Source organism: Paenibacillus sp. CF095 (genome assembly GCF_900101225.1).
Lineage (GTDB): Bacteria > Bacillota > Bacilli > Paenibacillales > Paenibacillaceae > Paenibacillus.
Genome location: NZ_FMZN01000005.1, coordinates 43,076 through 63,915, shown reverse-complemented (window position 1 = coordinate 63,915; position 20,840 = coordinate 43,076). Strand labels below are relative to the sequence as shown.

The following is a 20,840-nucleotide window of genomic DNA, read 5'->3' as shown; positions in this document are numbered from 1 at the left end:
AAGAGCCTGCCCGCGAAACGAACTTTCCACGGGCAGGCCCTATTCTCGCATTGATTTTGATGTCTACTTCACTTATTGTGCTTTTCCGTATGAACCTGCCTTAAATGTAGTCGGATCATACCATTTGTACCCTGCCGCAGGTGCAGCCCATGGCTCAAGTTGCGGCTCGGTTGATGCAGCCGGAGCTTCCATCGAAAGCAGGCTTGTGGCCGTATCCAATGTCAGTCCTGGCACTTGTGCCAGACTGGTGTAGCTCTCTTTGACCGCAAGCCATTTCACGGTATTCACAAGGAACGTTGCATCATCCACTTCTTTGAATCCATCATAGGTCTTTTTGGTAGCACCGGTCTCTTCACGCAAATATTTCGGAGTCGCGTCTTCCACAGGTGAAGAGTCACCGATAAATGCGGCTTTGCCCGCACCAACCTTTGCAATGGCTGCATAGGCTCCTTCAGCTCGTCCACCACCGTTATATACGCCCTGATCCACGGCATTGCCCCACTTGGACACACCACTTGGTACATACACCAAGCCTTTGGCTTTGTTCGGGTCTATAATCGCAATGGTCGATCCCGCATGCATGGCTACAGAATTAACACCAGCCGTAATGCCGAAGGATTGTGCAGATGGAACGATATCCGATGCATTTACATCTCCAAGGGCATTGTAGCGGAAACGGACACCAAAGTTCGTCGCCAGCCAGTCTGAACTAGTCACACTCTGCATCGCTGGTGATTCGGCTTCAGCCGAAGACATGCCTTTGGCCGGATTCAGGAAGGCACCGCGGCGATAACCGTTGAATACTTCGGAAGAATCCCAGCGGTTTTTGTTGCGGTCTGCATTATAGTGGTCGGAGATGAAGAACACACTTCCTCCGTTCTGCACGTACTGCACCAGCGCAGCCTGCTCTGTCGCTTTGAACGGCACATTGGCTTCGCCAATGACAAAGACGTCGTAATCTTTCAATTTATTATAGGTGATGGCTTGCTCACCGAATGTATACGGGATGCTGCGTTCCAGCTGATCCACGGCAAAGCCTGCGTTTCGCAAACCATTGGCAAAATCCGAAAATGCCCCGTCAATAATCCAGTCGGCAGCACCTGCTGTCTGGGCGTGGGTATTATCAAACAATACTTTTTTGCCGGTACCGTCCGGTAATGTTGTACCTGGGTTCGGTTCTGGATCAGGGTTGGTTGTTCCGGAGGAAAATGTAATGGACGTTGGGTTTTTGACTCCTGCATAGCTGTTGTAGGCACCGAGGGTTCCGGTTACGATGATTTTTTTGCCTACAAGACTGGGGTTGGACGCCAATCCATATTGCGAACGGAAAGATGAGGGAATCTGTACATCCAATAATCTGGCGTTAGTTCGCTCTGACGCTGAATCTGCAATCAGAACATTAAAATCATTGGCGTACGGAGATGTAAACTTCGCGGTAAGCGACCCGGTAGCATGTCCAACAATGATTCCTTCAACCGTTGCTGTTCCTCCACCGCTCTGGGCAGCGATGGCCTGAGATACCGTAAGTGGTGCTGCAGCTTGTACCGGACTTTGCGAACCCGGCCCCAGCAGTGCGGTTGCCATCATGATAAAGACCAGGAATGCCCCGATCCAGTGCTGCCATAACGCCTTCTTCATATTCCCTTTCTCCTCCTCCAAATTACCTGATAATGGGTTATCCTCCTTTAATTTAATTGTTCATATGCTGAATTCCTCTTTCTTTTTGTAAAGTTTATGAAAAAGTTTAGAAGTTGAGTCTATTGGCCCATACTGATTAACAAAAGTATCCCAAAGGAGACCTATATGAAGTTTCTATATTTCTTCTGCTCCTGCTGAATGGCTGGTTCTTGTATCCGTCTGCATATCTCGGTGTATACATTCCCTATGTGCTGTGGATGAGCCTATTTTCAGAAAAAAGTTAAATTCGTTGCGGACTTGGGATTGCATTTTGCCAGCGTTCATTGCATAATGAATATATAAACGTGATAATGATTATCATTCTTGAACTTGTCTCTTTGTAACTTTCTACTGCACATGATTTTACGATTTTATAGATAAAGGGGAACGAACATCGAATGAATACAACTCTGCAAAAGGCTGATCTGCAGCTTGACGATTATTTGGATCTTCTGAACCTGGCAACCAATCTTGGTGATACGAGATGGCAAAAGGAAATTATCCGTAAGCTGGCTTATACTTATCCCGCAGTTCAATGTAAACAACCACAATAGCATTCCACATACATCATAAATCTACATTATGGCTCATGACCGATTCATTCGTTGAATCTGTTATGGGCTATTTTTGTTGTACAATGTAATTGAACTAAACATTTACACGAGAAACGGAGAGGACAGAAATAACCTGAAGAAGCGGAGCTAAAAGCTTTCTGAAAGAAAGCTGCTTCGGAAGCATACATCTCGCCTTTATCCCCGGATTTTCCCTTTGAAAAAGGGTATCCAAAAAATCTGGGGATAACAGCGATCGGAAGGTTGTTCTGTCATCGGAGTGGCAAGTGTAATATTCTTAAGTTCAATTTATATAGGAGGGGTAACAACGATGCAACTGGAGACCGAACGACTCATCATCAGGGATATTCTGGATACAGACTGGGAAAGTATACATAACTACACATCCATGACAGAAGTTACTCAGCACACGGCATGGGGACCAAATACCGAAGAGGATACTCGAGCATACGTGCAGTTTGTGTTGGACATGCAGCAGACAAAACCACGAGAAGGCTATGAACTGGCGATATGTTTGAAAAGTGAGGGCATACTGATCGGTGGTGTTGGCCTTCACATCGAAAACACGAACGCTGAGATCGGTTACGTCCTTAATCCCGTTTATCAGGGAAAAGGGTATGCTGCCGAAGCAGCCCGAGCCATACTTGGCTTTGGCTTCAATACAATTGGTGTACACCGAATTTATGCGAAATGCCGCCCGAACAACAAGGCTTCAGAGAACGTTATGCAGAAGATCGGTATGCAGCGTGAAGGTCTGATGCGAGAGCATTGGTTTTACAAAGGGGAATATCATGATTCGTATCTATATTCGATTCTTGCAAAGGAATATGCACATGAACAATTTCACGGAAACTCAAAAAGCTGACTCCCATATATGGGACGCCAGCTTTTCTTTTCTTTTCTTTTCTTTTCTTTTCTTTTCTTTTCTTTTCTTTTTCTCCGTAACGACCCCAATCGCCAATGGAGGTGAAGCCTCTGAACAAACTAATTTACAGTCGGCACAGCTCTACCGGACAGCTCGGGAATGTCGGACATCCACACATACAACGCAAGGCTGCCAGATCCCGAATCATCAGTTTGCCGTCCATCATATCCAGCGTACCTTGTTCTTTCCATGCCCCCAGCATCCGCGTTACGCTCTCCCGGGTAGCTCCAATCATCTCGGCAAGATCGGTATGGTTCAGCTTCATGTCCAGCACAATACCATCCGGTGTAACCCTGCCATACGAATTGCTGGCACGGATCAGTGTCGAAGCGAGGGCACCCGCCTTGCCATAGAGCAGCAAATCACGGAATCTCGACTGGGTAATCCGCTGCGACAGTGCCATCCATTGCAAGAATTTCAAGGCAAGGTCGCCATGTTTGCTGAGTATACTTTCCAGATCGCTAAGCGAGATAATGGCCAGTTCCCCTTTTTCCGCCATCTCTGCACTGTAGCTATGATTCAATCCGCCGATGCCACCGAATTCACCGATGAGATCGCCGCTTTGCTGAATGGATAAAATAATTTCCTTGCCATCCTCCGTCGACTTGGTCATTTTCACTCGTCCCGAACGAATGTAGTACAGATATCCGGCTTCATCGCCTTCGAGAAAGAGACTATATCCCGACTTCACCCGTTTGGGTTGCATTTTTGCTTCAATCAGGTCCCATTGCTCAGATGTAACGAACGAAAGGATTCCGCCTGTTTCCCGTGTCATTTTGCCCGCCTCCGCTTGTTTCTGCTCTGCTCTTTGGGTTGTTCTTTCTACAAATACTGTACCCATAACCTTCGTCCCCCTCGGTGATTCCTTATGTATCCATCATACCGCGAAAGTAGCGCGAGGGTTATCGGGGGATTACCTGATCCTTGACGAGAAACTCCCTGAATTTGCTGTGAGAAAAGTCACATTTCACCGATATGCCTCATCCTTCGCATTTCTTCAATCCCTTGGTGCACCTGATTCAGGAGTCCTTCACTGCCCAGGTTCAGTAGATTATGGAACGGAAATAGGGGTATTCCCTGAATTACAATGTACGAGAAAGGGTCTACAATAGAACTAACATCGTAATACCCTTACTTTAAGATGATCCTAAAAGGTTAATGATAATGATTCCACTTTACGTACGTTATAATTCCGAAAAAGGAAGTGTCCTCTCATGCATGATGAACTGCCATCCGGCATTCAGGAGATGATCGACGGCCTGCGCCTGAACACATCCAGCGACTTCTGTGGACTTGCCTGTCTGAACGGGACGATGCTACGCTGGAAGTATACCTCCGGGGCTAGTAATGAACGGGTGAAACGCATGGAAATGCGCCCCGGACAAGATCTGGTGGGCACAGCCCTTCGGACTGGACGCACAGCCCGATCTGATGCACAATCCACCGGGGAGCATACACCCGGTCGTTGCCCGTTAATGCTTGCTGAGCGGTTGGTAAGTGCCATAGCGGTACCTGTGTTCCATGAAGGAAGCGTGCCTGGCGCCGTGCTGCTCGTTGGCAGCAGACTGCCTTGCACCTTCTCATCGGACATGGTCCGGCAGACGGAGCAAGTCGCTCTACATCTTCAGCCGCACGTATATGGATAACGACATCTGTCTTTCATATGGAAGAAGTCTTGTTATTTCCTTAGGGGAGTACCAAGGCTTTTTTATTATCGTTATTCACAGCGGAGCAAGCCTTAGTCTGTTCACCTGTCTTCGCTCATCTGTATACATCGACGTCACTCACACAGATTGATATAATCGAGTCCATACATTCATATATTCATAGATAGTATATACAGCTAAGGAGGCTACAGATATGTTTGTACTGACAAATGCCAGTGTTATTCCATGGGAATCCACACAGCACAACAGTACCATTTCCATAACAACGCCTTCATTGGTTACCTGCACAGCGACGGTGGACTATAGATATGGTAATGAGCACGGTGTTTTACATAAAGGGCAGTTACTTTTTCTACATTCCCAGTGCTCCCTGGAGCTTATCCATATCCCGCCTTCTGCCTTCACCTTGTATCATATCGGTTTTCAGGATTACGCATTAACGGAAGAGAGTCCTGACAAGCGTGTTTATCAGCTTACATCAGTGAACTTGCCCTCACATGGTTCGAAGACCGGAGCAAGTCCACAGGTTCTGCGAATGCTCGCAATCATCCAGGAGCTTTCCGAAACGAGGACAGGAAGTGCCCAGACCGAAGAAGCCAGATCCCATTATCTGCTGAGTGAATTGCTTGAATTATTCAAGCTGGCGATTAAACCTTCTACAGAGATGGTAGACAGTATAATTCGTGAAGCACTTCGCTATATTAACCATCACTATGACAGCCATCTCACCCGTGAAGAACTCGCCAGATTAACCGGGTTTAATGCGAGCTACTTCTCCAGGTTCTTTCAAAAACAGGTTGGACGCAGCTTCCAGGCTCACTTGACCCGAGTTCGTATGGACAAGACGAAGCAATATCTGTTGTCTACGCAGGCCACCTTGAATGAAATTGCTCTGCTTGTGGGGTACTCCGATGGTTTATACCTAAGTCGAAAATTTAAGCAGTTTACTGGGATTAGCCCAAGTGAATACCGACTACAGCCCCGCGCAAGACGAATTGCTACCGTACAGTACACAGGAGATCTGTTAGCCTTAGGCGTTCAACCCATTGCCGCCTCATTCCTACCCTGGGCGATGTCACCGCTGATCCAAGACGAGTTGCATGATGTGCTGGATTTGGATGAACATGGTGTGGAAGAAGTCCTCCGAACTGAACCACCTGATCTGATCATTGCGCCAGATTATCTATACTATTTGCCCCATAAGCTCGAACAACTGGAACAGATTGCTCCGGTTATGGTCCTGCCATGGGACCAGTTAAATCGACTGGAGACTGTTCAACTCATCGGACGAATTATAGGTCGAGAGCAGGCTGCCGAAGACTGGATAGAGCATTACACCGCACTGGTCAGCAGTGAAGCTGAACGACTTGGTGCTGCAATCCAGCCTGATGAAACCGTTGGGTTATATGAACTCTGGGAAGATGGCACAATCTGTATCTGGAATGTAACCGCCAGAGCGGCATACAACGTATATTACGGACTCAATCTTACACCTGCCCCCAATATCCTGCGTGACGTTCTGGAATCCCACAATCACCAGTTTATCCAAGAAGATCAATTGACGGATTATGCGGCAAACCATATGTTTCTCGTGCTTCCCTCACATGAAGGCGGTCTGTATCATGATGCACAAGTCAAACTCAGGGAACGACCATACTGGAACAAGATTATGAATAACGGAAATAGCCGGATATATCCGCTCAAGCTGGAACAATTCTGGTGTAATGATGCGCTGGCTCTGGAAAAGCAGCTTCAGCTTATGGTAGATATCCTGATTCGGGAGAATGGTAAAAAGAACAGGTAACCATTGTCCATGCTCAAGAGGTCACATTTTGAGATGGACGATACTTGTATCCAAAAGCTACGATACTAAGGAGGTTTTATTGAGAAAGATAATCATTATTGATTGGGGAGAAGCAGAATGACAGGGGTTAAATCAAAATGGTGGACTGGGCTTATGTTCCTGGTACTGGTGATTGGAATTATTGGCTGCTCAAGCCAAGCGGATGATACAAGAGAAAATAAAACTTCCTCATCTGTTACTACAGAAGAACAAACGGCAGACAGCGCCGCAGAAACGCAGATCATATCCACCGTTAATGGAGACGTTGAAATACCCACGAACCCGCAGCGGATTGTGACGCAGGGTTACCTCGCTGATTTTCTCGCACTTGGCGTCAAGCCAGTAGGCGCACCGGATTATGAGCTGGAAAGCCCTTATGTGCTTGATCTGATTGAAGGTGTAGCAGACATTGGTCGTATCGACGGCGGTTCAGTCGAAAAAATTCTTTCGCTTGAGCCCGACCTGATCGTCACTGTAGGTGGGGATGAGAAGCTGAATGAGCAATATCGCAAAATCGCACCAACCCTCATCATCCCTTATGGTACATACGACAATGTGCATGAGGAAATCACTGCCTTTGGGGAAATCCTAAACAAACAAAAGGAAGCTGCAGACTGGTTATCCCAATTCGAAGTAAAAGTGAAGTCAGCCAAGGACTCCATTCAAGGGCTGGTCAAGGAAGGTACGACCTTCTCCAACTTCAGTCTCTTTGGTAAGGATTGGTACATCAACGGAGATGGTGTCAACCGCGGTGGACAAGCCATCTACCAACAGCTCGGACTGAAAGCACCAGACATTGTGCAAAAGGAACTGATTGATCAGGATAAAGATACTGTAACTGTATCCGAGGAGAAACTGGCGGATTATGCAGGTGATTATATTTTCCTCGATTTATCCAATGGAGGTTCGCTGGATGAAACATCACCCGTCTGGTCATCCCTGGACGCTGTGAAGAACAATCGAGTGTTTAAGCTGGATGGGGAACGGTTCTGGCCTTATGATCCTCTTGCCGTGGAAGCACAGGTCCAGGAGATTGCCAATATGATTCAGGAACGTTTCGGCCAAACAGAACATTAAGGTTCAATGTTTCTATCCCACAAGCTGAGAGAGAAAGAAGCTATTCGGAGATTAAAGCTCTGAATGGCTTCTTTTTTTGTTATGATATAGATAGAACTAAGGAAGCGGACAGGGGGAAATCATGTGATTCAACTATTAGTTGTAGACGACCATGTTGTCGTGCGTTCCGGGCTGATCGCCTTACTTGAAGGAAAGAATGATATACATATCGTTGGAGATGCCGCAGATGGCGATGAAGCCATTGCCAAGGCTCAAGAGTTGAAACCAGATGTGGTCTTGATGGATTTCAGCATGCCACCAGGCAAAGACGGTCTGACCGCTACTGCTGAATTGAAGAAATTGATGCCAGATGTCTCCATTTTGATACTGACCATGCATGACGATGAAGAATATCTGTTCCGCGCCATCCACGCGGGAGCATCCGGATACATACTCAAAAGTGCGCCGCATGAAGAATTGCTTGCCGCGATTCGTTCCGTAGCAGAGGGTAGCGCCTATCTGTACCCGAGTGCCACCAAGCGGCTGATGAGTGAATACCTGGACAAAGCCAAACAGGAAAACGCCGGACCGTATGACACGTTATCCGAGCGGGAGAAAGAGATTTTGTCCTGGATTGCCAAAGGTTACGCCAATAAGGAAATCGCCGAACATCTGATCATCAGTGTCAAAACGGTCGAATCCCACAAAAGCAATCTGATGGAGAAACTTGGCCTGCGTACACGCCCGGAACTGGTGAAGTTCGCCATGAAAAAGGGGTTGCTGAACTTTGAGTAGTGCACGCAAGAACAGACTAAGTGGACTCGCAGACCAGCCCGTACGCCTCCTGCTGAACGAAATCGATAATCACATTACGGATAATGAATTTCGCAGCAGGTTAAAGGGTTCCCTGCATCAACTGAGTGATCTGAAGTTTGCTCTGGATGAGTCCTCCATTGTTGCCCTCACGGACCGCAAAGGGAAAATCCAATATGTGAATGATAAATTCTGTGAAATCTCACAGTATGAGCGCGAGGAACTGATCGGTAAGGATCATCGAATCATTAATTCCGGATACCATGGCAAAAGCTTTATGAAAAACCTGTGGGAGACGATATCCTCAGGTAAGGTATGGAACGGGGAAATTCGCAATCGTGCCAGAGATGGCAGTCATTATTGGGTCAACACCACCATTGTGCCTTTCCTCGATAACGACGGCGAGCCATATCAATACCTGGCTGTACGCAGCGAGGTCACCAAGCTGAAATCCGTTGAAGCCGAATTGCAGAAGATGATGTCCCAGGTCATGAATATTCAGGAAGAGGAACGACGCCGGATCTCGCGTGAACTGCATGACGGGATTGGACAGAGTCTCTTCTCTCTGGTGATTCAGATGGACCGACTGCTGGCAGACCAGCCTCAACCCGGGGTTGAAGCACTTCGTAAGCAGGTCACGGGTATTATGGAAGATGTACGCGGTATGGCATGGGAGCTGAGACCGTCCGTTCTGGATGACCTGGGTGTTGTTCCGGCGATTCGTACGTATATCGAGAATTACACCCGTCACTACGGAATCGAAGTTGATCTGGAATGTAATTTGCGCAAACGTCTGGAGATGAACCGGGAGATAGCCATCTACCGGATTATTCAGGAAGCCTTAACCAATGTCGCGAAGTATGCCGATGTTGCCGAGGCACGTGTTACTATAGAAGACGCTGAGGACATGACGATGGTTATTATTGAAGACCAGGGTGCCGGATTCAGCGAAGCAACTGCCGGCAATGGCGTTGGATTGTTCAGTATGGAAGAGCGTGCCCGTGGTGCAGGAGGAACGTTGAGAGTTTCTTCCGAGCCTGGCGAAGGGACTACCGTTACCCTTTTACTGCCCAAGACAGCCCGAGCATAACCGGACATGCTTCGTATCACACTTAGCGCTTCACTCCAGCTTATCTATTATTTAACGGCTGCTCGCTATTGGACTGTGCGAGTGGTCTTTTTATTTCCGATTGGTCGAAATGACAAAATGAAGGCTTAAAATCGGTTAAATTCAATAATCATGATAAATAGATTGACTCCTGTTACGATTCGTCATTAAACTATGAATGCCACATACACATTGTATGTTTAGTAAAATTCCATTGTTCATTTCATATAGCGAAAGAAAAGGATGGTCAACATGTCAGAGAAACGCTCCTCCAAAGGAGGAGAAATTCCACAAATGTACAATCTCGACGAGATGGATCGCAAAATCATCGCCGCGCTTCACAAGAACAGCCGGATATCCTACACGGACCTGGGTACACAGATTGGATTGTCGCGTGTAGCTGTTCAGGCGCGCATTAATGCGTTATCCGAAAAAGGAATCATCGAACGTTTCACCGTGGTGATCAACCCTGGCAAGGTTGGGCTTCAGGTCTCGGCCTTTTTTAATGTCGATGTCGAACCGCCCTTCCTGGATGAAGTCGCTGAGAAACTGGACGAAGAGCCCGCCGTCACCAGCCTTTATCATATGACAGGTCCGAGTACCCTGCACATGCACGGTATTTTTGCGGATATGGAAGAGATGGAGCAGTTCTTGCTGGAGAAGCTCTATAAGATGCCGGGTATCGTCAAAGTGGAATCACAGCTATTGTTGAAACGTTATAAAAGCCGGATGGGCATGAGACTCTAGGAGGAAATCAGCATGGGTTGGAAAGATTACAACGGTCTCGTCATCGGAATGGTGCGGACCGGAATTCTCGGATATGGCGGTGGCCCTTCGGTTATTCCGTTAATCCGTTATGAAGCCGTTACGCGTTATAAATGGGTCAGTGATGAGGAGTTCGGCGAGATTTTGGCTATCGCCAACGCCTTGCCGGGTCCCATCGCAACCAAGATGGCCGCATATCTCGGTTATAAAACCAAAGGTGCGCTGGGCGCGATTGTGTCCGTACTCGCTCATATTTTGCCAACAAGTATTGCCATTATTGCTCTGCTCGGTTCCATGTACGCGCTACGCGAGTCGAAAGTGGTAGCAGGCATGGTAGCCGCCGTGCGGCCGGTCATTTTTGTCATGCTGGGCATGATGGCTTATGAATTTGCCATGAAAGCCTGGAAGGGACTCGGTAAAGTTTTTGCCGCCTTATTCGGCGTAATTGCCTTTGTACTATTGCAGCTGCTGGATATCCATCCGGGGATTGTCATCGCAGTTTTCCTTGGATATGGTGTCTTCCATCTGGATCTGGTTCAGCGCTTCAAGTCCAAAGGCAAGTCCGATAAGGGGGTGTCCTAAGGATGCTCCAGACATGGTGGGAATTATTTTGGGGATTTTTCGTAGCAAACATCTTGGGATATGGGGGCGGTCCGGCTTCCATTCCGCTTATGCAGGAAGAGATTGTGAACCATTACCAATGGATGACTACAGAGCAATTCGGGGATGTACTGGCGATTGGTAACGCCCTTCCCGGCCCGATTGCAACCAAAATTGCTGCATTTGTCGGGTACCACGTAGCAGGCTGGTTTGGGGCATTTATTGCAAGTTTTGCTACAATCGTGCCTTCCGCAACCGCACTAATTATATTACTTCGTCTGTTGAACAAACATCGCACGTCACCAAAAGTCAAAGGCATGACCCTACTCGTGCAGCCTGTCATCGCTGTACTCATGATTCTGCTTACATGGGAATTCGGGCAGCTATCCACTGATTCCATCGGCATCTGGCAGACGTTGATCATTGCAGGTATCTCGCTCTGGGTCATGACCAAGACCAAGCTACATCCAGCCATTCTAATCGTTATCGCTTTTGCCTATGGTGCACTGGTACTGTCTCACACGATGTAGTTTTAGAAACTACAAGTTACGCCACAGAATCTCTTGGATATACATCTGTAATAGGGTGGTGTATGCAGGGGTTCTGGACGTTGGCGAATGGCTAGACTATTCTCATTTTCTAAGGAACTGAGGACGTCTTATTCGGTCTTAAGGTCCTCAGTTTATATTGTAAGGAACATCAGACACGTTATTTACCAAAATCACCTGACACAAGTACTATAAAAGACTGTAATTTCCGATATAACGTGTCTCCAATTCATTAGATTTCTGCAAACGCTCCAGACCCCTGAATAAGACGTTTCAGATTCGTTAGCGCTTGAAGACATGCTCTAGTTTATAGACCAAAAACGGTGATACCAGCTATTAGCTGGCATCACCGTTTTTCTTTGCGCGTTTTACACTCACAGTTGAAAAATATCGTTTACTTTGCTTCAACCACTACCGTTACTTTGGTTTTCACACCTGCAAATGTCACCGTAATTGTTGCTTTACCTTTGCCGTTCGCCTGAATGATTCCATCTTTCACCGATGCTGTTGCAATACGGGAAGATTTCCAGAGAGCCGGTTTGGATACATTAGCTTCACTGCCATCAGCATACGTTGCAGTAGCCGCTACAGTTACCTTTTCACCAGGTTTCATGGTCAACGTTACTTTATCCGTCTGCAAATATTTCAGTGTATCCACATCTACAGCAATCGTGACAGACTTGCTGCCGTATTTGGCTGTGATTTTGGCTTTACCTGAACCTGTCGCTTTGACTTTACCTTTGGTCACTTGAGCTACTTTGTAGCTGTTCGTTTTCCATTCAGCTTTGTCCGTAACATCACGCTCGCTACCGTCGCTCAAGAAGGCAGTTACCGTCAGATCAGCTGTATCGCCTGATTTCAGGGAAAGAACCGGCTCGGAAGCTTCAATACGTGTGATGACATCCACTTCAACTTGGATCGTCACTTTTTTGGAGCCGTATTCTGCTGTGATGTTGGCTTTACCACTGCTGTTACCTGTGATCACGCCTTTTTTCACATCCGCTACACGTGCATTGCTGGATTTCCAGGTTGCTTCGGATGTAACATCCAACGTGTTGCCGTCCTCATCCGTACCTGTTAGAAGGATCGTCTGAGTTTCTTTGGCAGACAGAACAACGAAGTTCACATCTGCTTCCAGTCCACTAGCCATACCTACTTCAACAGGCAGAGTCAGTGTTTTGCCTTCAATCTTCGCGGTAATGGTTACTTTACCTGTAGCAACACCTGTGATAACCCCTTTGCTATCTACCTCAGCGATTTTGTCGCTGCTGCTGCTCCAGGTTGCATCTTCAGATACATCTTTGGATGTTTCACCATACAACGCCAGTACTTTGGCAGAAGTCGTTCCACCAACGGCTACCGATGCTTTTTTCTTGTCCATCTCATACTTGTCTGCTACGTCTACATTCACTGTAAACTTAACTGTTTTACCGCCATAAGCTACAGTGATCGTAGCCGTACCGGATTTGTATGCAATCAGATCGCCGTTTGATACATATACAACGTCTGGATTGCTTGAAGTCCATGTTGCTTTGGAAGTTACATTTTCTGTACTGGCATCAATATATTCGGCATTGGCTACCAATGTCTTGGACTTGTTATCACCGGTAACACTCATGGCGAGCTTGTCATTCACATCTTTGATATCCAGATATCTTGCCGTATCTACATCCACAGCAATTTCTACTGTTTTGCCACTATAGGTTGCTTTGATCGTTGTTGAACCTGCGCTAATGGCTGTAATCTGCCCCTTGAATACCGTTGCAACTTTCTCGTTGCTGGATGTCCATGTTGCCTGATCGGTTACATTCACATCGCTGCTGTTTGGATAAGAAGCCGTTACAACGACATTAGCCGTTTTGGTTGTCTCGCTCAAACGGAAGAAAATACTTTGTTTCTCCACACTCAGTTTGCTGGTCAGATCTACATCCACGTCAACGGATACGGATTTCGTACCGTATTTGGCTGTGATCTTGGCAGAACCTGCCGAGTATCCTGTAATTTCGCCTTTAAGAACGTCTGCAACTTTCTCGTTGCTGGATGTCCACTCCGCCAGATCGGTTACATCTTTGGTTGTGCCATCTGGATACGTAGCCGTCACTTTCACACTTTCACTTTTGTTTAACAACAGGTTAACCTGCTGTTTATCTACATCTACACGTTTAACCACTTCAACGTTAACATCCACCGTCACGCTCTGGCTGCCAACTTTCGCAGTAATAACTGCCGTACCTGCGCTTTGTCCAGTTACTTTACCATTCACAACGGTAGCAACCTTCTCATCACTTGTAGACCATTCAGCGGTACTTGCTGCTGCATTATTTGTTTCATTGTCACTATACGTTGCTGTCAAAATAATTTCTTTTGTATCTCCCGTGCGCAAATCCAGACTTTGCACGTTTTTCGAAAGGGCTTTGACCTTCTTCGTTACTTTTACTTGAACGGTTTGACTTTGACCCTGGTAAGCTGCGGTAATCGTCGCTGTACCTTCCTTTTTGGCTGTAATTGCGCCATTATATACAGTTGCTATCGAAGTATCACTGGTACTCCAGGATGAACTGATCGTTACGTTTGCCGATGTATTATCAGAATATACACCTGTCACTGTAACGGAACTGGAATCACCAACTTCGAGCGACATTTCATTCTTGGAAACCACAATTTTGGACAGTTCTTTGTCTGCCGCAGCGGCCAAGCCTACGTTGGAAATACTCAGCATCAACACCAGCATCATCACCATGTACTTGGTCAATCTTGGCTTTAACATCATTTCCCCCCGATTATCATCATTTTTTTCCTTATGTTTTATGTCGGCAAGTCCTTTCCAGATGTTTAGACTTTCAGGAAATTTTCAGGGAATTCTATGGAAATTAATTTATCTTCTATTCCTGTTTCAACCGATCATACCTGCAAATATTGCGCATACCTATGTATATTGACTGTCTTGAACTTCTTTTAACAGGATTGGAGGAAACATAATGCGTCAGCCTTTTGATTACATCGGGTATTGGGAGGAAACATATCGTTCGGGTGAAACTTCCGGGAGGGGTTCATACGGGGTTTTGGCTGAATTCAAAGCCGAGGTCGTGAACGGACTGATTCAACGTGAAGGGATTCATCGTGTCATTGAGTTTGGATGTGGGGATGGCAACCAGTTGCAATACATGAATTATGAGGACTACCTGGGCGTGGATGTAGCGGCTTCTTCAGTAAAGCGTTGTGCTTCCCAATTTGCCAAGGATTCGTCCAAGAGCTTCATGCTGTATACACCAGGCCTATGGATTAACCGAGGTTTCCTGCAAGCCGATCTGACGGTCTGTCTGGATGTGTTATATCACATCACGGATGAAACAGATTTTCGCAATACCCTCTATGATATTCTGCACTCCTCAACAGCATGGGTGGTGCTTTACACCCGTTTGAAAGAAAACGGCAACCCGGGGATTGATACAATCCAGGACCGTAATCTGTTCGAATATCTCTTCGACTACCCTGATTTCAAAGTTCATGAGATTATTCCGCAGCGTTATCCAGATCAATCTTCTGCCGACTTTGTCATCCTGAGACGTACGCCTTCGAAGTGAAAAGCGATTTTTTCAGTAGAGCATAACTAAGTCTGCACCCCAACTGGACCCGTAAGAATGAGTATTCATAGGCCAAATATTCTTTTGTCTTCCTTCGATTATGTACACCATCAACCTGTCCGCTCACCTTGATTTGTCTATTCAAAGCTCAAGCTTAGGTATACTCCGTCTCCAATAGAAGAGATATCGTTCCTGATACTGGAGACAGCCTTATGCGGACAGGTGATGATGGTTTGCTAATGATGCTACTGACAATTAAATACTGAATATATAACTGATTATTGGTTGAATCCAATGAAATAACTCGAAGGCTCATAACACGAATACGACCCTACTGATCCGTTCTCACCTTCAGTTCCTCTATGTGCATAGTTCTCAATTCTTTTTTTAAAATAACCCCGCATGTCCACGCAGCTTCGCCAGCGCTTCCATATAGAAATAATCGCCGTATATAATCGGCACATTCAACCCTCGCCCTTCCGGGTAATGCACCGTTCCCTGCATGATCAGACCTTCTTCCGCTGCCGAGTCGCCGGAGCTATAGTGCTCATGCAACCCACGGACGATACGTTCTCCCGCGGCAGCATAGGTTTCCCCGCGTGGCGACAGCTTCGCCAGCTCGAGCAACCCGCTCGCGGCAATCGCCGCAGCGGACGAGTCCCACGCCACCTGATGCTCCGCAGGTGCGCGGAAATCCCACACCGGCACGATCTCTTCGCCAAGCATGGCGAGGAAGAAATCGGCCGCACGCTCCGCTGTCTCCAGATATCGGGCTTCGCCCGTATACCGGAAAGACAGCGCAAACCCATGCACCGCCCAGGCGGTGCCCCGCGCCCAGGCGGAACCTGGAGCATGGCCCTGTCCGCCATGCTCTCGCAACTTCTGCCCCGTGTGTGGGTCGAACTCCACCACGTGGCAGATGGACCCGTCAGCGCGGATGAATTCGCGCGCCACGGTGTCCGCATGTGCTTCCGCCAGCCAGCGGAAGCGAGGGTCGCCGCTCTGCTCGGATGCCCAGTAGAGCAGCGGCAGGTTCATCATGCTGTCAATGATGGCTACGCCGCGCGTATCCATTGCTGACGAGCTGAAGTTCCAGGCGCGGATGAACTCACCGCGCACGTGGAAGCGGGCAGCGAGCAAGTTGGCAGCAAGCATGCCGCGTCGCCGTCCATCCATGCTGCCCGTCTGGCGGTAGTTGGCTACGCCACTAAGCAGCCAGATGAACCCCAGATCGTGATCCACCGATTCGGGATCACGCAGACAACCCTCCAGTTGCCGCTCACAGCTTTCGGCAATGCGATGTAACGGAGCGACCGCTTCACTTTCCGGCGCATCCTCATAGACCAACCATAACAATCCAGGCCAGAAACCTGCTGTCCACCATTCCGGATCATTCCGGTCATACGTCCCCTGCGGGGCAATGTGTGGAAATGTATCCTTGATCCGCTTTGCATTCCGAATTGTCTTGGCAGCTCCCTGTTGCCACGCTTCCTCGAGCCATTTTACCGACGTTGATGTGTTCATGAACATATCCCTCCTCGATTCAATACCGGACACCGTTCTTGATGCTCCAGCTCATCCTCAACTTATCTATAGCGTCGTACGCCGTAACTACAATATCTATCCGTTAAATATCACTAATCATCCACGAATAACACTTTTAACTATGATTCGAGATGTTTCGAGATCTAATGATCCTCGACCTGAACACCTTCATGTGCAACCTCGCCCAATCGGATCGTAAATGACAGACTACGTGCTCCGTTCACTTCAATCCGCGCTTCCTTCAGTAACCCATTACGAGAAGCCACAGCCTGTTCCCCCAAATGAATAATGGCTTCCTGATCCAGCGCTGTGGATTCTACATATGCCCCCCGATACTCCGTTCGCACACTATGATCCGTATGCGTAATCACCGCCTGTTGACGACCATCATGGAACATCAACGGAATGAGTGCACCTGCCGCCGCGATCTCACCTTCGAATTCATACGTTATGGTCAGCAAGTCTGCCTGTTGCACATAATGAGTACGCAATGTTTCAATTCCGGGTAATGGACCACCCCATGTCACGGCAAAAGAATTTTCCGAGGCGTTTACCACATCTTCCGCCGCTCTTTCCGCCAGATGCTGCTCCACTTGATTCCGCGTATCATGGTCCACCTTCTCATACACTATAGACCCTCCTCCCTGAGCCGGGTCTAATCCAACGTCACGATCATATGCACCACCGGATGGAATCCCCTCTGCAAGACTGTGCCATACCCCATCTGGTGTCTTCCAGGCAGGACAGTAGCTGAGCGGACGGACCTCCCCTTCGACAAATTCCGTAAACCCGGCCTGCACATGGCTGGCAGCGGACGGACCAATCAGACCAGGTAACCCCATCTGCTGAATCCGTACCAAACCAGGAATCGTATACGGATCATTCATCGCCGTGTGTAATACCAGTTGCTGACCAGGTATGGAAGCAATCACAGTTTCGAACCACCCATCCGTCTGCAAAACCCTACTGCCCACCTCGGAAGGAAGGTACACTTCGCCCACATCATCTCCCGGATCACTGAGACAAGCGTGGGCCAGCGCTGCTGCCGTCCACAGGTTGTAACAGGTGTGGTTAGTATAGATTTCATACCCGTGCCGATCTTCTGGCGAGTATTCATTGCGCACGATTTTCAAACGTCCATCATCCATCTTCCAGCGCTCAACAGCAGCAAAACACCGATTGGCCGCACGTGCAAAAGCACCCGCCATCACCGGATCTCCCGACTCCAGAGCCTGCGTTGCATGTGTGGAGCATACATAAGCTGCGGCAGCTTCATTCCACTGATGCTGGGAGCTGCGACCACGCGGTGGAATCTCACCTAGCGGCGAGAGCGTCAGTAGCGAGCTGAAGGCACCATGGCGCAATTGTTCACGTAACGTATCGGCAGTGGTTCCATCGTAACCAGCTTCAAGCATCACCCCAAGGTGATAACGGGTGGCAATATCATAGGAAAATGGACAATTCGGTCGATCCAGCGGTCCATCCTGATATAATCCAAGTGCCGTAAATCGAGGTACATGATAGGCTTCCAGATATCGATCCATCCACGCAGTACCCTGATTCGCCAGCTGTTCATGCCACCGCAGATATTCGCCAGAGATCATAATCGCGTTCCAGTTGATCATGCGATTGGGATTGTTCATCTTGCTCATCGTAAATACATAATCTTGTTCAGGATCGATTGTCTTGAGCGCCTCAGCCCAAATCTTCGCTTGTTCCGGCAGATATGACTTCAACAACATGTAAGCTCTCATCATGAGTACCGGAAAAAAATCAGGGTGATTGTCAGGTGCGCTACCTTTGACCACGGCATCAATGCTCTGTGACAAGGCTGACGCTGCGGAGTCAAGCAGATCTGTACGCCCCGCGTCAACCAGAACTGCCGCCGCCATCGCATAGGCTGGTGTAGAATAATATCTCTCCACACCCGAGAACGGATCAATAATTGCACCATGGCTGTTCTGATATGGTGTGTAAGCGCGAACAACACTCTCAACAAGTGCCAACTTGCGATCCCTATTCCAGCCGTCTGTCGGAGCGGGGCCCCCTTGTTCTGCCAACGTACGGTAACGTTCGAGTTCATCTTTCCATGGATACGTGGACGCAGATGTATATTTACTCATGTATGCTCACCTCGGTTTCTCCCATTTTCGGTTCAATGATGAAGCGTACTTCACATACCGTTTCAAGTGGGGCATGACCTTCAAGCCGATGATCGTTATCACCCACTGGCCCTATCCATGATAGTGAGGTTCGATAGAATGTGACTGGAATATTGTCATGATCAACTGTGTCTATTGCCTCCGTAAAGACTTGCCAGTGGTTCGCATCATACGCCATCTGGACCGTTCCATGTACACCTTGCCAGCAAAGGTTACCGCTCTTCACCACTTCAGGCTGCACTCTGCTCATCCATCGCTCCACAATGCTTGAATATCCTGCATCTGATTCATCCACTGAAGAGAATGGTTCTGCCGAAGACACCATCCTGCTCTTCCATCGAAAACGGTCAATCAGACGCAATTCCACTCCACTACTGCTACCGCCAGAAGCCCTTTTCCAATGAAATTGGCGCGTATAACAAGCCAGTGAAGCTGCTCCAGGGTAGGCGGATGTCAGATCCAATGTTGTATTCAGCTCACCGCCATCCTCTGCCAGCTTTGCCTCTAACACATGGGCTTGCGCTTGTCGGCCCGAACTTTGCTCCTGGCCTTCAATGAGCGGAACGTTGTGCCCGGATGACGAGATGTGTAACAACTGCTCTCTGCCTGGCGCAAAATACGCTTGGGTATACAACCCTGCTCCTGGATCACACAGAATATTCTCACCACCGCAATGGATAATGAACTGACCCAGATCATTATGGTTGTGAGGTTCGTCGTTATGCCCGCCTTTGACGGAAATCGCCACCTGAAGAGGTTCGCCGTTTGTACGCTTTGTATCCGGAGAATCAAGCGAGCCTTTTGCAATCATCCAGCCCAGATTCTGAAAAATAAATCCCCGTTCAGCCTGCGCAGAGGCACCTTCATCACCGTATACTGCCGGATCGCTCCACATCACGTTACGCAATAGATGAGCCCAGCGATGACAGGGATCATAAGTAAGCAGTGGAATATGAAGCGGCAAATCCACCTGCAACCCAACTCGGGATGCGAGCAGGGAAAGCAATCCGGAAGGGATCTCTTCCTGTTCGGAACTGTCCGAATAATTCACGAATGTGCCACCCGACAGATGAACTCGTAGCGGGAAGGCTGCGATAGCTGTTATTTTGGAACCCGTCAGCAGATTTAGTTCGCCCTCACTATATTCACGAAGCATCTCGGCATAATAGGTGAAATAACCAAAGCCATATACCCAATATCCAATGCCTTCGGCACAGCCGCCATCCTCGCCATATCCGCTCAAGAATGCGTTCATACAGCTGACCGTATGGGAGATCGATTCCTGTAGTGTGAACTCATCCTCGAGCAGTAACAATGCAGCCATGCCACAGCAGCCACCACAGACCGCCGACCAGTTGTGATCCGCTGTCTGCCAGTGGAACTTCCGTTGCTCCCGGTAAAGCGGGGTGAAAATTCGCCGCTCTGCTTCAGACCTTACCCGCTCTATGACAAGGCGATCCAGCCGCTCGGTGTGAATGTTCACAATCTCGGCCAGCATATGTACCGTCTCTGCGGCGAACAGATCGATGTTTCCATCCACCTGGTTGATCTCGCCCGTACCCAAATGCGCGGGCAAACACCACGTATACTCACCACACACGTCCCACAACATTTCTTCCAGCGCTTGCAGTGCATCCGGCCTATCCGTGTCCAAGGCGAGCATCGCCACAGTAGCAAGTCTGCCTCTTCGATCGAAATAAGTCTGCTCATATGCTTTGCGCTCACCCGTATCGCTGAACTGTCGATATAGACGGAATGACAAGGAAGGCATCGGTTCTTTCAAGGCACGTTCAGCGTAAGCCTTCAAGTCTGTGTATAACGTAGCCAATTCAGGCCGGGATAACTTCTCTAAGAGTCTGTCTGCACTTAGATAGCTCAATACTTTGCTCTCATTCCCACGTTGGTTTATATTTTCATTTTCGACTTCGTGAATGGAATCTTCCACTGGATTCACCACTCTTCGTTAATGGATTGT

At 48.1% G+C, this 20,840-nt stretch carries 17 protein-coding genes; 11 read left to right on the top strand and 6 right to left on the bottom strand.

Annotated features, from left to right (window positions below; all coding sequences use genetic code 11):
- Positions 1 to 72: 72 nt before the first annotated feature.
- The gene (locus BLS69_RS26460) at positions 73 to 1,587 is read right to left on the bottom strand and encodes a DUF6359 domain-containing protein (RefSeq protein ID WP_240768295.1); all 1,515 of its coding nucleotides are present in this window, start codon (positions 1,585 to 1,587) and stop codon (positions 73 to 75) included.
- 488 nt (positions 1,588 to 2,075) lie between these two features.
- Here BLS69_RS26460 and BLS69_RS32330 point away from each other — a divergent pair, with 488 nt between their 5' ends.
- Together BLS69_RS32330 and BLS69_RS26455 are read left to right on the top strand one after the other, a co-directional pair.
- The gene (locus tag BLS69_RS32330; protein WP_017691064.1) at positions 2,076 to 2,231 is read left to right on the top strand and encodes a hypothetical protein; all 156 of its coding nucleotides are present in this window, start codon (positions 2,076 to 2,078) and stop codon (positions 2,229 to 2,231) included.
- Between the two features lie 328 nt (positions 2,232 to 2,559).
- Positions 2,560 to 3,114 (top strand): GNAT family N-acetyltransferase, encoded by a 555-nt coding sequence (locus BLS69_RS26455; protein WP_091038066.1) that lies wholly within the window; start codon positions 2,560 to 2,562, stop codon positions 3,112 to 3,114.
- Positions 3,115 to 3,238: 124 nt separating this feature from the next.
- Here the strand turns inward: BLS69_RS26455 and BLS69_RS26450 are convergent, their stop codons facing one another.
- The gene (locus tag BLS69_RS26450) at positions 3,239 to 4,015 is read right to left on the bottom strand and encodes a Crp/Fnr family transcriptional regulator (RefSeq protein WP_240768291.1); all 777 of its coding nucleotides are present in this window, start codon (positions 4,013 to 4,015) and stop codon (positions 3,239 to 3,241) included.
- Positions 4,016 to 4,388: 373 nt separating this feature from the next.
- On the opposite strand from BLS69_RS26450, the gene BLS69_RS26445 reads away from it, so the two are divergent.
- The 8 genes from BLS69_RS26445 to BLS69_RS26410 all read left to right on the top strand — a co-directional run bounded on the left by BLS69_RS26445 (position 4,389) and on the right by BLS69_RS26410 (position 11,556).
- Positions 4,389 to 4,820, top strand: coding sequence for a GAF domain-containing protein (locus BLS69_RS26445; RefSeq protein WP_091038065.1), 432 nt, complete (start codon positions 4,389 to 4,391; stop codon positions 4,818 to 4,820).
- Between the two features lie 214 nt (positions 4,821 to 5,034).
- Positions 5,035 to 6,645: an AraC family transcriptional regulator gene (locus BLS69_RS26440; protein ID WP_091038063.1), complete on the top strand. Its 1,611-nt coding sequence runs from the start codon at positions 5,035 to 5,037 to the stop codon at positions 6,643 to 6,645.
- A 117-nt stretch (positions 6,646 to 6,762) separates the two neighbouring features.
- Positions 6,763 to 7,761, top strand: a complete 999-nt coding sequence (locus tag BLS69_RS26435) for an ABC transporter substrate-binding protein (RefSeq protein WP_091038061.1) — start codon at positions 6,763 to 6,765, stop codon at positions 7,759 to 7,761.
- A 123-nt stretch (positions 7,762 to 7,884) separates the two neighbouring features.
- Positions 7,885 to 8,535, top strand: a complete 651-nt coding sequence (locus tag BLS69_RS26430; RefSeq protein ID WP_017691068.1) for a response regulator — start codon at positions 7,885 to 7,887, stop codon at positions 8,533 to 8,535.
- Positions 8,528 to 9,643: a PAS domain-containing sensor histidine kinase gene (locus BLS69_RS26425; protein ID WP_091038059.1), complete on the top strand. Its 1,116-nt coding sequence runs from the start codon at positions 8,528 to 8,530 to the stop codon at positions 9,641 to 9,643. The genes BLS69_RS26430 and BLS69_RS26425 overlap by 8 nt, the downstream gene beginning before the upstream one ends.
- Before the next feature lie 270 nt (positions 9,644 to 9,913).
- Complete coding sequence (locus tag BLS69_RS26420) at positions 9,914 to 10,408, top strand: chromate efflux transcriptional regulator ChrS (RefSeq protein WP_062837151.1); 495 nt, start codon at positions 9,914 to 9,916, stop codon at positions 10,406 to 10,408.
- A gap of 12 nt (positions 10,409 to 10,420) precedes the next feature.
- Complete coding sequence (locus BLS69_RS26415; RefSeq protein WP_091038058.1) at positions 10,421 to 11,008, top strand: chromate efflux transporter ChrB; 588 nt, start codon at positions 10,421 to 10,423, stop codon at positions 11,006 to 11,008.
- 2 nt (positions 11,009 to 11,010) lie between these two features.
- Positions 11,011 to 11,556 carry a chromate efflux transporter ChrA gene (locus BLS69_RS26410; RefSeq protein ID WP_017691072.1) on the top strand — a complete coding sequence of 182 codons (546 nt, stop codon included), beginning with the start codon at positions 11,011 to 11,013 and terminating at the stop codon, positions 11,554 to 11,556.
- A gap of 412 nt (positions 11,557 to 11,968) precedes the next feature.
- On the opposite strand, the gene BLS69_RS26405 is transcribed toward BLS69_RS26410, so the two are convergent.
- A complete protein-coding gene (locus tag BLS69_RS26405) occupies positions 11,969 to 14,341 on the bottom strand; it encodes an Ig-like domain-containing protein (protein WP_091038056.1) in 2,373 nt (790 codons plus the stop codon).
- A gap of 211 nt (positions 14,342 to 14,552) precedes the next feature.
- Between BLS69_RS26405 and BLS69_RS26400 the strand changes: the two genes are divergently transcribed.
- On the top strand, positions 14,553 to 15,158 hold the full coding sequence (locus BLS69_RS26400; protein WP_091019980.1) for a methyltransferase domain-containing protein: 606 nt from the start codon (positions 14,553 to 14,555) through the stop codon (positions 15,156 to 15,158).
- A 387-nt stretch (positions 15,159 to 15,545) separates the two neighbouring features.
- On the opposite strand, the gene BLS69_RS26395 is transcribed toward BLS69_RS26400, so the two are convergent.
- From BLS69_RS26395 to BLS69_RS26385, 3 genes are all read right to left on the bottom strand, one after another.
- The gene (locus BLS69_RS26395) at positions 15,546 to 16,682 is read right to left on the bottom strand and encodes a glycoside hydrolase family 88 protein (RefSeq protein WP_091038055.1); all 1,137 of its coding nucleotides are present in this window, start codon (positions 16,680 to 16,682) and stop codon (positions 15,546 to 15,548) included.
- Between the two features lie 164 nt (positions 16,683 to 16,846).
- A complete protein-coding gene (locus BLS69_RS26390) occupies positions 16,847 to 18,826 on the bottom strand; it encodes a glycosyl hydrolase (protein ID WP_091038053.1) in 1,980 nt (659 codons plus the stop codon).
- Entirely contained in the window at positions 18,819 to 20,810 is a 1,992-nt protein-coding gene (locus BLS69_RS26385) for a heparinase II/III domain-containing protein (protein WP_091038051.1), read from the bottom strand. Before BLS69_RS26385 ends, BLS69_RS26390 begins: the two co-directional genes overlap by 8 nt.
- Positions 20,811 to 20,840 lie beyond the last annotated feature (30 nt).

Bases quoted from the DNA above. Each gene is read 5' to 3' on its own strand.
- BLS69_RS26460 (WP_240768295.1), bottom strand. From the start codon at position 1,587: ATGATGGCAACCGCACTGCTGGGGCCGGGTTCGCAAAGTCCGGTACAA.
- BLS69_RS32330 (WP_017691064.1), top strand. From the start codon at position 2,076: ATGAATACAACTCTGCAAAAGGCTGATCTGCAGCTTGACGATTATTTG.
- BLS69_RS26455 (WP_091038066.1), top strand. From the start codon at position 2,560: ATGCAACTGGAGACCGAACGACTCATCATCAGGGATATTCTGGATACA.
- BLS69_RS26450 (WP_240768291.1), bottom strand. From the start codon at position 4,015: ATGGGTACAGTATTTGTAGAAAGAACAACCCAAAGAGCAGAGCAGAAA.
- BLS69_RS26445 (WP_091038065.1), top strand. From the start codon at position 4,389: ATGCATGATGAACTGCCATCCGGCATTCAGGAGATGATCGACGGCCTG.
- BLS69_RS26440 (WP_091038063.1), top strand. From the start codon at position 5,035: ATGTTTGTACTGACAAATGCCAGTGTTATTCCATGGGAATCCACACAG.
- BLS69_RS26435 (WP_091038061.1), top strand. From the start codon at position 6,763: ATGACAGGGGTTAAATCAAAATGGTGGACTGGGCTTATGTTCCTGGTA.
- BLS69_RS26420 (WP_062837151.1), top strand. From the start codon at position 9,914: ATGTCAGAGAAACGCTCCTCCAAAGGAGGAGAAATTCCACAAATGTAC.
- BLS69_RS26415 (WP_091038058.1), top strand. From the start codon at position 10,421: ATGGGTTGGAAAGATTACAACGGTCTCGTCATCGGAATGGTGCGGACC.
- BLS69_RS26410 (WP_017691072.1), top strand. From the start codon at position 11,011: ATGCTCCAGACATGGTGGGAATTATTTTGGGGATTTTTCGTAGCAAAC.
- BLS69_RS26405 (WP_091038056.1), bottom strand. From the start codon at position 14,341: ATGTTAAAGCCAAGATTGACCAAGTACATGGTGATGATGCTGGTGTTG.
- BLS69_RS26400 (WP_091019980.1), top strand. From the start codon at position 14,553: ATGCGTCAGCCTTTTGATTACATCGGGTATTGGGAGGAAACATATCGT.
- BLS69_RS26395 (WP_091038055.1), bottom strand. From the start codon at position 16,682: ATGAACACATCAACGTCGGTAAAATGGCTCGAGGAAGCGTGGCAACAG.
- BLS69_RS26390 (WP_091038053.1), bottom strand. From the start codon at position 18,826: ATGAGTAAATATACATCTGCGTCCACGTATCCATGGAAAGATGAACTC.